Annotated in this window: 9 protein-coding genes; 7 read left to right on the plus strand and 2 right to left on the minus strand. The window is 73.8% G+C overall.

The features are described 5' to 3' along the window. Nucleotides 1-36: 36 nt before the first annotated feature. The 4 genes from A8713_RS30835 to A8713_RS33990 all read left to right on the plus strand — a co-directional run bounded on the left by A8713_RS30835 (nucleotide 37) and on the right by A8713_RS33990 (nucleotide 5,377). Nucleotides 37-675, plus strand: a complete 639-nt coding sequence (locus A8713_RS30835) for a UbiX family flavin prenyltransferase (RefSeq protein ID WP_079159203.1) — start codon at nucleotides 37-39, stop codon at nucleotides 673-675. After that, nucleotides 672-2,192, plus strand: coding sequence for a UbiD family decarboxylase (locus A8713_RS30840; RefSeq protein ID WP_064537001.1), 1,521 nt, complete (start codon nucleotides 672-674; stop codon nucleotides 2,190-2,192). The genes A8713_RS30835 and A8713_RS30840 overlap by 4 nt, the downstream gene beginning before the upstream one ends. A 207-nt stretch (nucleotides 2,193-2,399) precedes the next feature. Next, nucleotides 2,400-3,671 carry a phosphatase PAP2 family protein gene (locus A8713_RS30845; RefSeq protein ID WP_107440745.1) on the plus strand — a complete coding sequence of 424 codons (1,272 nt, stop codon included), beginning with the start codon at nucleotides 2,400-2,402 and terminating at the stop codon, nucleotides 3,669-3,671. Nucleotides 3,672-3,898: 227 nt separating this feature from the next. Then, entirely contained in the window at nucleotides 3,899-5,377 is a 1,479-nt protein-coding gene (locus tag A8713_RS33990) for an eCIS core domain-containing protein (RefSeq protein WP_064537003.1), read from the plus strand. A gap of 97 nt (nucleotides 5,378-5,474) precedes the next feature. Here the strand turns inward: A8713_RS33990 and A8713_RS30855 are convergent, their stop codons facing one another. After that, entirely contained in the window at nucleotides 5,475-9,512 is a 4,038-nt protein-coding gene (locus A8713_RS30855) for an endo-alpha-N-acetylgalactosaminidase family protein (RefSeq protein ID WP_064537004.1), read from the minus strand. A gap of 278 nt (nucleotides 9,513-9,790) precedes the next feature. Here A8713_RS30855 and A8713_RS30860 point away from each other — a divergent pair, with 278 nt between their 5' ends. From A8713_RS30860 to A8713_RS30870, 3 genes are all read left to right on the plus strand, one after another. Then, on the plus strand, nucleotides 9,791-9,976 hold the full coding sequence (locus A8713_RS30860) for a hypothetical protein (protein ID WP_064537005.1): 186 nt from the start codon (nucleotides 9,791-9,793) through the stop codon (nucleotides 9,974-9,976). Nucleotides 9,977-10,040: 64 nt separating this feature from the next. Continuing rightward, a complete protein-coding gene (locus A8713_RS30865) occupies nucleotides 10,041-10,760 on the plus strand; it encodes a type 1 glutamine amidotransferase (RefSeq protein ID WP_064537006.1) in 720 nt (239 codons plus the stop codon). 110 nt (nucleotides 10,761-10,870) lie between these two features. Then, nucleotides 10,871-11,269 carry a TOBE domain-containing protein gene (locus A8713_RS30870; RefSeq protein WP_064537007.1) on the plus strand — a complete coding sequence of 133 codons (399 nt, stop codon included), beginning with the start codon at nucleotides 10,871-10,873 and terminating at the stop codon, nucleotides 11,267-11,269. Here A8713_RS30870 and A8713_RS30875 read toward each other — a convergent pair. Further along, nucleotides 11,217-12,842, minus strand: coding sequence for a helix-turn-helix domain-containing protein (locus tag A8713_RS30875; protein ID WP_064537829.1), 1,626 nt, complete (start codon nucleotides 12,840-12,842; stop codon nucleotides 11,217-11,219). The genes A8713_RS30870 and A8713_RS30875 overlap by 53 nt on opposite strands. Nucleotides 12,843-12,970 lie beyond the last annotated feature (128 nt).

The raw sequence follows: 12,970 nt of genomic DNA on the forward strand, positions 1-12,970 counted from the left end.
TACGTCATAACTGACCGTGACAGGAAGGATGACGAAGTGAGAATCGTCGTCGCGATGACCGGGGCCACCGGGGCGCCCATCGGCGTGCGCCTGCTCCAGGCGCTGGGAGAACTCGGCGTCGAGACGCACCTCGTGGTCAGCCGCTGGGCCAGGGCCACCCTGGCGCGGGAGACCCCGTACTCGATGCGGGACCTGCGGGAGCTGGCCTCGGTGTGCCACGGGCCGGACGACCAGGCCGCGCCGGTCTCCAGCGGGTCCTTCCGGGTCGACGGCATGGTCGTCGCACCGTGCAGCATGAAGACCCTGGCCTCCGTCCGCACGGGCTACGGCGCCGATCTGATCAGCCGGTGCGCCGACGTGATGCTCAAGGAGCGGCGCAGGCTCGTCCTGGTGGCCCGGGAGACCCCGCTGTCGGCCGTGCACCTGGAGAACATGCTGGAGCTGACCCGGATGGGCGCCGTCGTCATGCCGCCCGTCCCCGCGTTCTACAACGGTCCGGAGACCATCGCCGACCTCGTCGAGCACATCGTCGTACGCGTCCTCGACCAGTTCGGCCTGGATCTGCCCACCGCGCGGCGCTGGCAGGGCATGAAGACGGCCCCGCACCCCGCCCCCGGCGCCGCCCCCGCTCCGGCCCCCGCCCCCATCTCGTCCCCGGCAAAGGACCTCTCATGACCCAACGCGGCAGCGCGCTCAACTTCCGTGACTTCGTGTCCGAACTGCTCGCCGCCGGCGACGCGGTCGACATCCGCGAGCCGGTCAGCCCCACCCTGGAGGCCGCGGCCGTCACCCGGCGCGTCTACGACACCAGGAGCCCCGCCCCGCTGTTCAGCCGGCTGACCGAGGGCGACGAGGGATTCCGCCTCCTCGGCGCCCCCGCAGGACTCGGCTCGTGCCCGGGGCAGACCTACGGGCGCCTCGCCGCCCACTTCGGCCTGGGGCGCGACACCACCCCGCGCGACCTGCTCGAACACCTCGTCGGCGCCATGGACGCGGCCCCCGTACCCCCGCGGGTCGTGCCGACCGGACCGTGCAAGGAGAACGTCCTCACCGGCGACGCCGTCGACCTGACGCGCTTCCCGGTGCCGCTGCTGCACCAGCAGGACGGCGGGCGGTATTTCGGGACGTACGGCTTCCATGTGGTGCGCACCCCGGACGGGAGCTGGACCAGCTGGTCGGTCAGCCGCGCGATGCTGCACGGCCCCACCACCCTGGTCGGCCCGGCCATGCCGCAGCAGCACCTCGGCATGATCCACCGGATGTGGCGCGAGCGCGGCGAACGCACCCCCTGGGCCATGGTGCTCGGCGCCCCGCCCGCCGCCCTGGCCGCGGCCGGCATGCCGCTGCCCGCCGAGGTGGACGAGGACGGCTACGTCGGCGCCCTGACCGGCACCCCCGTCGACGTCGTGCGCACCGAGACCAACGGCCTGTACGTCCCGGCCAACGCCGAGATCGTGCTGGAGGGGTACATCAGCCCCGACGAGACGGCCCCCGAAGGACCGATGGGGGAGTACCACGGGTACGCCTTCAGCGAGGGCAGGCCGCAGCCCGTCTTCCACGTCGAGGCCGTCACCCACCGGGACCGCCCGATCCTGCCCTTCTGCGTGGCGGGCGTCCCCCCGGAGGAGAACCACACCGTGTGGGGAACCATGATCTCGGCCGCGAGCCTGCACCGGCTGCGCGCCCAGGGCCTGCCCGTCTCGCTGGCCTGGTGCTCCTACGAGGCCGCGACCTGCTGGATCGTGGTCGCCGTGGACACCCGGAAGCTGGCCGCGACGGGCCTGACCGAACGGCGGCTCGCCGACGCCGTCGCCGAGGCGCTCTTCGGCTCCCACACCGGCTGGCTGGTGCCCAAGGTGCTGCTGGTGGCCGACGACATCGACATCACCGACATCGACCAGGTGGTGTGGGCCCTGGCCACCCGCCACCACCCCGCCACCGGCCACTACGTCTACCCCGAGGCGCCGGGCATCCCCATGGTCCCCTACCTCACCGACGACGAGGTGCGCGGCGGCCGGGGCGGCAAGTCCGTCGTCAGCTGTCTGCTCCCCGCCGACTTCGAGGGCGTGACCAGGGGCGTCACCGCGTCCTTCCGGAACTCCTTCCCCGAGGACGTGCGCCGCCGGGTGACCGGCAGGTGGGCCGCGTACGGATTCCCCGCCCCGCCCGAGGCACCGCACCCGGCGGCCTGAGCGCGGCGGCACCTGCCGCGAACGCCTCCCGGAGAAGGGCGCGAACGGCCACCGGTTAGCATGTTCGAACTCATGACCATCGGCCTGATCACCCGTTCTTCACCGGAAAACCATGCCAACCAGCATCATTAGCCAGCAATACGTCCACAACCTACTCAATGGGCTAAACAATTGAAGAACACATCGAAGCGAATATCCGCCCGAGCGGTGCTGTGGACCGCCGCGGGCGTGGCGGTCGTCGGATTCCTCGTCGCGCTGGAGATCGCCGCACGCGGATACGGCGTTCCGGGGCCGATCACCAACCAGGCCCGGGAGATCGTCTTCGCGCCGCGCTCGGGCCCGCTGCTGTACGCGGGGCTCGCGCTGCTGATGGTGGTGCTGACCTGGCGGCAGCGGCTCGTCGCCGCGTGCGCGGCCCTCGGCATCGACGTCGTCTTCCTGCTGGTGCGCTGGGCGGCCGGTGCCGGACCGGCCTTCGGCAACGGCGCGCTGTGGGTGGTCCTGGGCTGCGCGGTCCTCGCGTTCACCCGGCGCACCGGCCAGGAGCGCGCGCTGCTGCTCAAGGGCGTCGGACTGGCCCTGCTGCTGGTGGCGGGCCACAAGACGGGTGACACCTGGCTGCTCATCACCTCCAAGACCCGCCCGTCGGTGCTCGACCAGTACGTGGCGACCACCGACCACGCGCTGGGCAACCCCTCCTGGCTGGTCGGCCGCGCCCTGGAGGCCACCGGACCGGTCGGCTCCCACCTCCTGCACCTCGTCTACGGCCAGCTCCCGCTGGCGGCCGCCCTCGTCGGCCTCTACCAGCTGCGCAACGTCGCCGCCGAGCGCCGCTTCCCCAGCCACCACCTGGTCCGCACCTTCCTGGCCATCGGCCTGGTCGGACCGGCCATCTACATGATCTTCCCGGTCGTCGGACCGGTCTTCGCCTACGGCCCCGACGGCGGCCACTGGGCGACGGCCGACCTGTGGCCGGACACCCTCGCGCCGCTCGGCACCCCGCACGCGATGCCGTTCGACGAGATCACCCCGCGCAACTGCATGCCGAGCCTGCACACCGCGTGGGCCACCACGCTCTTCATCCACTCCCGCAAGGGCTCGCGGGCCATGCGCTGGGCGGGCACCTTCTGGCTGGTCGCCACCCTCACCGCCACGCTGGGCTTCGGCTACCACTACGGCGCGGACCTCGTCGCCGGTGTGGTGTTCGCGCTGACCATCGAGGCCACGATGCGCTCGCTCGCCCGCGGCTGGGACCGGCCGGCCACCCGGTTCGTCGTCCACGGCACGGTGGTCTTCGCCGCGCTCCTGGTCGCCTACCGCTATCTGGCGACCGAGCTGGCCGGACAGCCGTGGCTGTTCGGGCCCCTGCTCCTGCTCGCGATGGGCTCGGTGATCCTCGGCTACGTCCGGACCATGAGGCTCTGGGACCCGGAACCGGCCCTGGTGCCCCGCCCGGAACCGCAGCCCGAACCCGTGTGACCCCCCGGGCCGGCCGGGGGGCCGAGCGCCGAGAGGGCGGGGCCGGGGACGCGTACGGCGTCCCCGGCCCCGCCCTTTTCCGTACGGGAGCGACGGGCCGGACGACCTCGGCGCGCCCGCGGGTGAGCCGCCGGGGCAGCACACTGTGCCCCCGCGGCTCTGGCGCGAGGGCGCCGCGTCCAGTACCTCTGGAACCGCCCGTCCGCGCCGCGACAAGGGACTCGCCCATGCCCGCCCACGCCCATGACAAGACGCCGGATCCCGCCGAGCGCCTCCCGAGGACCCGGCGCGCGCCGTCGCCCGCCGCCCCCTCGGCCGCCGCCCGCCCCGGCACGGGGGAGCGGCCCGCCCTGCTGGCCCTCCAGCGCGCCGCGGGCAACGCCGCCGTGGCCCGGATGCTGGAGGAGGCCCGGCACCAGCACTCCGATCACTGCGGCCACCGCTCCGCCCCCGACGAGGCGGCCGTCCAGCGCTCCGCCGTCGACGAGGTGCTGCGCGGTTCCGGCACACCCCTGGCCGAGCCGGTCAGGAAGGACATGGAAGCCCGGATGGGCGCGGACTTCTCCGACGTGCGGCTGCACACCGGAGCCGACGCCCGGCGCTCCGCCGAGGCGCTCGGCGCCCGCGCCTACACCATGGGCAGCCATGTGGTCATCGGCGACGGCGGCGGCGACCGGCACACCCTCGCGCACGAACTGACCCATGTGGTCCAGCAGCGCCGGGGCCCGGTCGCGGGGACCGACAACGGCCAGGGACTGAAGGTCTCCTCGCCCTCGGACCGCTTCGAACAGGAGGCCGAGGCCAACGCGACCAGGGTGCTCGGCGGCCCGGCCCCCGCCCCCCGCCCGGCCGAGGACGCTGCGGCCGCCGGCCCCGGCGCCGCCCCGGCGCTCCAGCGCTCGGTCGACTACTCCAAGGGCCGCTGGTCCCGGGAGAACCTCCCGCCGGACCGCTTCGCCGAACTGCTGGAGAAGGCGGCCCCCGGCGAACAGCGGGGCGCCACCTTCGCCGTCCCCTACGCCCAGCTGCTGCGCGCCCTGGAACAGTCCTCCATCACCGTGGAGATCGACGACCAGACGTCCTACCAGGGAGCACGCGCCAAGTTCGTCATCGACGACCTGACCGCCCAGGGCGGCGTCCTGCACATCAAGCCGCCGCCCGCCGGCGCCCCGGCCTCCGCGCTGCGCGAGTTCGCCGCGACGGTGGCGCACGAGATGCAGCACGCCCTGGACTCCGTCACCCGCGCCTTCAAGGTCCAGACGCCGAAGCAGACGATGAAGGAGCGGTGGATCTCCTCCGAGCTGCGCGCGTTCGGCACGGAGGCGGCGGCCGCCTTCAAACTGGCCGTGGGGGACAGTTACCCGGCCAGTGAGGGCAAGCCCAGCGCGATCATCCGGGCGCTCCCCGACAGCAGGCTCTCCAGCGAACGCAAGCAGCTCGCCCTGGAATTCCACCAGATGGACAGCTATCTGCGCGCCGCCAAGGAGCCCCTGGACGCCTTCGGCTCCGCGCTCTCCGTCGACGACAGCGCGCTGCTGAACCGTCTCGCCGGATATCTGCGCGTCTACCGGCTGGTCGAGGAGACCCCGACGTGCCGGACGGCGCTGGAGTGGCTGCGGTCGGCGCCCGCCGTCGAGGCGGCCGGGCTGCGCGCGGGCATCGAGCTGTTCCACGACAACCGCCCTCAGGTCGACCGCAGCCGCTGACCACCGGCCCGGACAGACGGAAGGGCCTGCCGCGACCGGCCATGGAACAGCCGGTCGCGGCAGGCCCCGCCTGCGGTGCGTGCGGTGGCGTGCGGTGCTACGACCGCTCGGCCGGCGGATACCCCGTCGGCGCGTCCACCGGAGCCCCGTACACACGCATCTCGGCGGCCGCGGCGAACGGCTGGCCGTTGAGCGCGTTCAGCGCGGTGAAGCGCACATAGGAGGCGCGCACCGAGGAGAACGTGATCCGCTGCGTCTGCGGCGAGTCGGTGAGCGTGCCGTCGGCGACGGTCTTCCACGTGGTGCCGTCGTCGGAGACGTCCACCCGGTAGCCCGCGACCCGGCCGTTCTGCCCGCCGCTCTGCCGGCCCAGATAGCCGAAGCCGTCCACGTCGGCCGCACTGCCCAGCTTCAGCGTCACCCAGTGCGGGTACGGCGCCTCGGACGCGGTGTAGTCGGTGTGCCAGATGGTGCCCGGGTCACCGTCCAGCACATTGGACACCGGACCCTCCGCGGCCCCCGAGGACAGGTTCTCCGAGTCCGCGCTCGCCGTCATCGAGCCCGGCGAGAGGACCGGCTCGTTCGCGACCGCGGCCCGCGCGTCCGCCGCGACCGTCTTGGTGACGCCCGCTTCGTCGTAGACGGCCGTGGCCTTCCACGCCGCCGGGGTGCCCGCGGCGCCCGCCGGAGGCGTCAGCACCCAGGTGGTGCTGACGGTCGCGCCCGGCTTCACCCGCTCGAAGCGGTTGCCGTCGCGCTCCTTGACCTTCACCGTCCAGCCCGAGGGCAGCCCCTCGAAGCGGGTGACGACGTTCGTGGCGTCGCCCTCCTCGCTGTTGGTGAAGGAGGTGACGTACTCGCCCGGCACGCCGGGGCTCAGATCGGTGCCCGCGGGGGTGGTCACGCTCGCGCAGGCCGCGCCGCCGGTGACCGGGCCGAGGTCGGTGACGCGGAAGTCGTCGAGGACCAGGTCCGCGCCCGCCGCGCCGCCGAGCTTGCGCAGCCCCACCCAGGTGTCGCCGCAGCCGGCGACGATCTCCTTGGAGTACGCCGTGGTGTCCAGGGCGGGGGCGAGCGTGTCCCGGCCGATGTCCCGGGCCGTGGTCCTCCCGCCCGCGATCCGGTCGGCGCCGGTCACCCAGGCCCACTGGCCGTCGAGGTTGGTCTGGTAGTCGAAGGAGACCTTGTAGCGGTGACCGGCGACGAACGGCACCGTCGCGGGCACGGTCCGGTACACCAGACCGGTGTTCTCCTCGTGGGCCTTGAGCGAGTGGCCGCCGTCGAGGACGTCGTCCACCGCCTTGCCCTTGAGGGTGCCGGAGTTGTACGGCGAGTAGGTGTTCTTCCAGCTCTTCTGGCTGTACGGCGCGTGCAGCCGGCTGATGCTGGTGCGCGGGTCGGTGACCCCGCCCGCGTCGCCCTTCACGAAGGGTCCCCAGCCGGGCTGGTTGCCCTCGAAGTCGTCCTGGGCGACGACGGCACCGCCGGGCGCGGGCGCCGAGGTGTCGGCCATGACCCGTACGTCGTCCAGGGTGACGGCGGCGGTCCCGGCCGCCGCGCCCAGCGCGACGGTGACCTGTCCGTTCGCCGGTGCGGTGAAGGCGACCGAGGCGCGCTGCGCGTAGGTGCCCTGCTTGGCGTCGGCCGCCACGGTGTTGCGCAGCGGCGTGGTGTCGAACGCGTTGCGCGCCTGTACGCGGTGACCGCTCGCCTCCAGGGTGACGGTGCGGCGCTGTCCGGCCGCGACCTCGACGTCGGCGCTCAGTGTGTAGCGCTTGCCCGGGGTGAGGCCCTTGACGCGCTGGGAGACGCCGGAGGCGCCGCCGGTGCCGAGCCGGACCACGTTGTCACCGGTGTCGGTGCGGGCCAGGGCGGCGCCGCCGCGCGGGCTCCACGCCTTCAGGTTCCCGGAGTTGAAGCCGGGGTCGGCCAGCAGGCCGCCCTCGCCGTAGCGGGCGTCGGTGTGCGGGGCCCGGTCGCCGTTCGGCGCGAGGACGTAGGGCTGGTCCTTGTCGCCGGTCAGCGTCACCTTCCCGCCGCGTGCGGTGATCCGCCCGGCCTTCACCCGGCCCTGGTCGGTCAGCTTGTAGAGGGTGAAGGAGCGCGTGGAGGCGAACTGCCCGGTGAGCGTGAAGGTGTGCGTACCGCCCGAGCCGCTGTAGTAGTACATCTTGTCGGCGCGGCTCGGCGAGGACGTCCCGTCGCCGCCCTTCGCCTCGCCCCAGGGCAGCAGGTAGGTGTCGCCGTCGAGCACGACGGCGCCGTTCATCGACACCTGGCGCCGGCCGTCCTGGAGCGCCACCCGCACCCCGCCGCTCAGCGTGGCGGACCTGCCGAAGTCCCAGTCCATGACCTGGTAGTGCTGGAGGAACTTGGTCGGCAGGTTGTCGGTCCAGATGTTGCGGTAGAAGGCGTCGTAGTCGTCGTGGCCGGTCCAGCCCTCGAACTCCTTGACGCTGCTGCCGCCGAGCAGCGGGTCCACGTTCCACACGTCGCGGTCGGTGTTGGAGAGGAACCGGACGATGTTGGAGTTGACGCCCTTGTTGGTGACGCCGCCGTAGTTCTTGTCGCTCGCCCAGTGCGACCACACCGAGTCGCCCTCGAACTTGTACGCCCACTCGGTGGCGACCTCGAAGCCCATCTTCCGCAGCTGCGCGGCGAGTCCGTCGGCCAGCCAGCCGCTGGAGTAGTAGGCGTCGATGTAGACGGTCCTGATGCCGGGCGCCTCCTTGCGGAGCTGCTTGAACCGGTCGAGGATCGCGCCGCTGCCCAGGTCGGTGCGCTGGTCGATGTGGTACGACTGGTTCAGCCAGTCCCAGCCGTTGACCTGGCCCTTGACCAGGGCCTCGCTGAAGGTCTTGGCCTGCGGGTAGGCCTCGGTGGCGTTCACGTGCACGGCGATGTCGGCGTTGTAGCCGGCGCCGGTGCGGGTGAGCTTGTTCAGGTCGGTGAGGCCGCCCGCCCGGTCGTTGTAGTTGCCGCCGTAGTCGGGGTGCGCCGAGTCGTGGCCCTCGTCGGCGTAGCCCTTCTCCAGCACCCACTGGCCGAGGTCGTCCGTGGCCATGGAGATCCGCTTGACGTTGTCGAGTGTCTTCAGGAACGGATTGGTGGCCTGGCTGGCGAAGTTGAACGGGATGTGCTGCACGACCCGTTCGGGCACCCGCTCCGCGCCGAGCGGCCGGGTCATGCGGGCGCGGTAGGCGATGGCGCCGTCCTGCCAGTCCACCTGTCCGTCGCCGTTGGCGTCGGCGGCGAGCACGACGGTGGCCTGCGGCAGCGCGTACGTCTTCACCCGCGCGTCGGTGGCGCCCCGGGGGGCGTAGGTGTAGGTGCCGACGGACAGTTCCGCGCGGCGGGCGCCGTTCCCGGCGTCCACGATCCGCGACTTCAGGCGGTTGTTGCCGTTGTCGTTGTTGTCCTGCGCGGAGTCGTCGGTGGCGTTGGTGAGGATGCCGGCGGACAGGGCGCCGTTGCTGACGAAGCCGTAGGGGGTGCCGACGGCCGCCTTGTCCGGGGCGGTGTCCGCGGTGATCGGCAGGAACTGGTCAGCCGTGGTGGTCGAGTCCGTCGAGATCCTGGTGCGCGCCAGGGTGGCGTGCGCCGAGGAGGAGTCGACCGAGACGAGCGACTGGTCGGGGATCGCCAGCTGGTCGACGGTGGACGCGGCGGGGCCGGTGATGCTCTTGACCGCGAAGACGACCGTCTTCCGGTCGGTGACGGTGATCGTCGAGGTGATGGTGAGGCCGGGCAGGTCGGCGAAGGTGGAGGTGTAGACGGCCTGGGCGCGGTACGCCTTCATGGTCGTGGTGGCGGTGTGCGCCGTGCCGTTGACCGTGAAGGTGTCCAGCACCCGCGCCTGGCCGCCGAGCGTCCTGCCGTCCATCGTGTACGAGATGACCTGCGGGAACTCCTTGGCCACCCGGACGGTCAGGCCCCCGGCGCTCAGGGCGACCGGGGTGGCCGGGTTCTCGGGGGACGCGGGGGCGGCCGGGGCCGGCGGCCGGTCCGGGCCCGCGTGGGCCGGCAGGGCGCCGGCCGACAGCGTGCCCAGGGCGATGAGCGCGGCGGTCGCGGCGGCGGCACCGGATCTGGGCCGGCCGGTGCGCCGGGAGCGCCGGGAGTGGTGCAGGGGCATGGGATCCACCTGGGAGCTTCCTCGTGACTCTGAGACGGGGGGTGAGGAAGACAGTAAGGGAAAGTTATCGATAACAATAGGTCTCGGCACGGACCAATCGCCTTAGGGAGTGGGGAAGATGTGGGGAAGATGAGGCGGGTGCTATCGATAACAGATGGTGGCGTCCGGACCGCTCCGGCAAGCTCGGCGCCGCTGGCAGCAGGCGGCGCGCCAAGGGACCCGCGCGTCCACGGGTTCAACGGGCAGAGGGCGGCGGCGCGCACCCCCGGCGGGCCCAAGTGGGCCGACCACGCGCCCTGTTCGCCGCCTCCGGCGAGGGCGTCCGACCGCGGCCCGGCACCGACAAGGGCCTTCTGCTCCAGCGGTACGCGCTGCGCTCGGGCGGGGCGGGCCACGCGGTGAGCGCCTACAGCGGCGACCACGGCGTCACCTGGCTCACGGTCGCCCCGCCCGCGCCCTGTTGACGCCGCGCACCGCGCCCTGGTCTGCTGACGCGGTCACCGCACCCGTACGGCAGGGGAGTCGCGCATGGCACTCGCAGGACGGCGTCCCGGCTCCGTGCTGGTCGTGCAGCACACCGAGCGGGGCGGTCCGGGCCGTGTCGGTGCCTGGCTGCGCGCGGCCGGACTCGGCCTGGAGATCCGGCACCCCTGGGCCGGGGAGGCTCTGCCCGGGACCCTGGACGGACGTCCGCTGCTGGTGCTCGGCGGCGGCTGTCTCCCGGACGACGACGAGCGCGCCCCCTGGCTCCCGGCGACCCGGCATCTGGTGGCCGAGGCCCTGGCCGACGGCACACCGATGCTGGGGATCTGCCTCGGCGGGCAGATGCTGGCCCAGGTCGCGGGCGGCACGGTGCGCGCCGCGCACGGCACGCCCGAGTACGGCAGCACCACCATCCGGCTGCGCCCCGAGGCCGCCGCCGACCCGCTCCTCGCGGGGCTCGGCGAGACCGTGCCCGCGATCGAGCGGCATGTCGACGCCATCGCTGAACTCCCGCCCCGGGCGGTCTGGCTGGCGGCCAGTGAGGACTGCCCCCATCAGGCGTTCCGGGTGGGGGAGCGGGCCTGGGGCGTGCAGTTCCACCCGGAGGCGGACGCCGCCGCCGTCGCCGCGTGGGACCGGGCGTACCTGGCCGAGCGCGGCCTCGACGCGGACCGGCTGCACGCGCGGGCCGTGGCCGACGAGACGGCGTCGGCCGCCGCCTGGTCCGTGTTCACCCGGCGGTTCGCGCAGGTGTGCCGCGCCTGACCGGCGCCGTACGAGCGGTCCCAACCGGGGCCGGACGGCACCGCCGGACCGGGAGCTGCCCCCGCGGACGCGGTTCCGTGACCGGCTCGGCGACGGGCTAGGGTTCTACGGTGCCGACGTACAGCATTGGCCAGGCCGCGCGCCTGCTGAGGGTGAGCCCGGAGACCGTGCGGCGGTGGGCGGACGCGGGCCGGCTGCCGATGGGCCGGGACGGCGCGGGCAACCGGGTGATCGACGGCGTGGGCCTCGCCCGGCTGGCCGAGGAGCGCGCCGCCGAGGACGCCCGGGAGGCGGCGGCCGGCCCGCCGACCTCCGTGCGCAACGCCTTCACCGGCATCGTCACCGCGCTCGTCGCCGACGACGTCGTGGCCCGCGTGGTGGTCCAGGCGGGCCCGCACCAGGTCGTGTCCCTGGTGACCCGGGAGGCGGTGGACGAACTGGACCTGGCGGTCGGGGTCACGGTCGTCGCGCGCGTGAAGTCGACGAGCGTGCACGTCGACCGGTCCTAGCCGCTCCGGTCTCCTTCGGCGCCCCGGCGGTCCGGGCGGCCGGCGCCCCGTCCGGACCCGTGCGGCACAGCAGCGCCGCCCACAGGTCCAGCCGGTCGCGCAGGCTGGACAGGTCGCGGCCGGTGAAGTGCTCGATGCGCCCGATGCGGTAGTGCACCGTGTTGACGTGCAGGTGCAGGGCCTCGGCGGTACGCGCCCAGGAACCGTCGTGGGCGAGGAACACCTCCAGCGTGCGCAGCAGCGCGACGGAGGCGTCCGCCGGGCCGAGCAGCGGCCCGAGGACCGTACGGCTGTAGGCGGTGCGCACCGCGGCCGGTATGCCGGTCAGGAGCGAGCCGAGCGTGGTCAGGGCGCGGGCGTCGGTCAGCCCGGAGGCGTCCGGTGCGCTCGTGCGGGCGGACGCCAGGGCGTAGCGGGCCTCGGCCAGGGCCCCGGGCAGCCCGGCCGCCTCGGCGGTGGGCGCGGCGAGCCCGCCGTGCAGGAGGCCCGGATCGCATCCGGCCACCCGCGGCCAGACCTCCGCCAGCGCGGCGGCTGTCTCCTCGGGCAGCACCGCGAAGGCGCCCCCGTCGGGCAGCCGGCCCACGGCGGCGCACGCGGGCGAGGGCCGCCCCGCCGCCTCATGCGCTCCGGCCACCGCCTCCGACAGCGCGCTCTCGGCCGCCCCCGGGTGCCGGGTGCCGGTGCCGGCCACGACCAGGCGGTACGGTCCGCGCTCCGGCAGCCCGCAGGCCCGCAGGGCGGCGGGCAGATCCCCGGACTCCGGCGCGGCCAGCACCCGGCCGAGCCCGGCCGCCGCGTCCCGCTCCGCGGCCCGGCAGGCGGCCAGCGCCTCCTGGCAGCGGCCCAGGACCGTGGTGATCTCGTGCAGCAGCCGCGGCGGCGCGGCGGCCGCGTCCGGCAGATGCAGCCACCAGCGCTCGTACCCGCCGACCGCGTCGGCGTCCGCCTCCACCGGCACCGTCGCGCCGCTGCCGCTCCCGGGCAGGGCGGCGGCCTCGCGCGGCGGGAGCGGGACGGCGCCCGGCGTGGCGGCCACGGTCCGGCCCGCAGCGGTGAGGACGTACGCCGGGGCCGCGTCCCACTGCGCGAAGGCGGCCGCGAGCACCGCGGCGGGACCCTCGCCCCGCGCGACGAGCCGGTCCAGCCGGTCGCGCACATGCTCGGGCAGGGCCCGGTGGCGGCCCAGTTCGCCCCACTGCCGCAGGTACACCGTGTCGGTGATCGCACGGAACATCACATGCGCCGGCACCCCGGCGACCGGCAGCCCGTGCCGCGCGCACGCCTCCACCAGCTCGCCGGGGACCAGCCCGTGGGTCTCCTCACCGGCCAGCAGCGCCGCGGCGCCCGCGTCCTTCAGCCCGGAGACGAAACGCTCTGCCTTGCCCGTGCCGCCGTCCGCGCTCCACCAGACGAGCCCGCTGAGCACCACCTCGTCGGGCCGCACGAAACGGGCGGGGTCCTCCAGATCCGTGACGGTGACCCCGCTGATCTCCCGCCGCAGCAGCGGGTCCTCGGCCCAGAGCAGGCGCAGACCGAGGGACTCGTCCTCCAGGAGGTGTTCGACGTGCATGTGCTCCTGCTCCTCGTCCGCCTGCCGGATGGGGGTGCCTGACACCCGGCATCTCACATTCACCAGGTGCCTGCGAGTCATCGCATGGTAAATGCCAGACGACACCAGCGGAATGCCTCTTGGAGGAT

The sequence above is a fragment of the Streptomyces sp. SAT1 genome, from assembly GCF_001654495.1.
Classification (GTDB): Bacteria; Actinomycetota; Actinomycetes; order Streptomycetales; family Streptomycetaceae; genus Streptomyces; species Streptomyces andamanensis.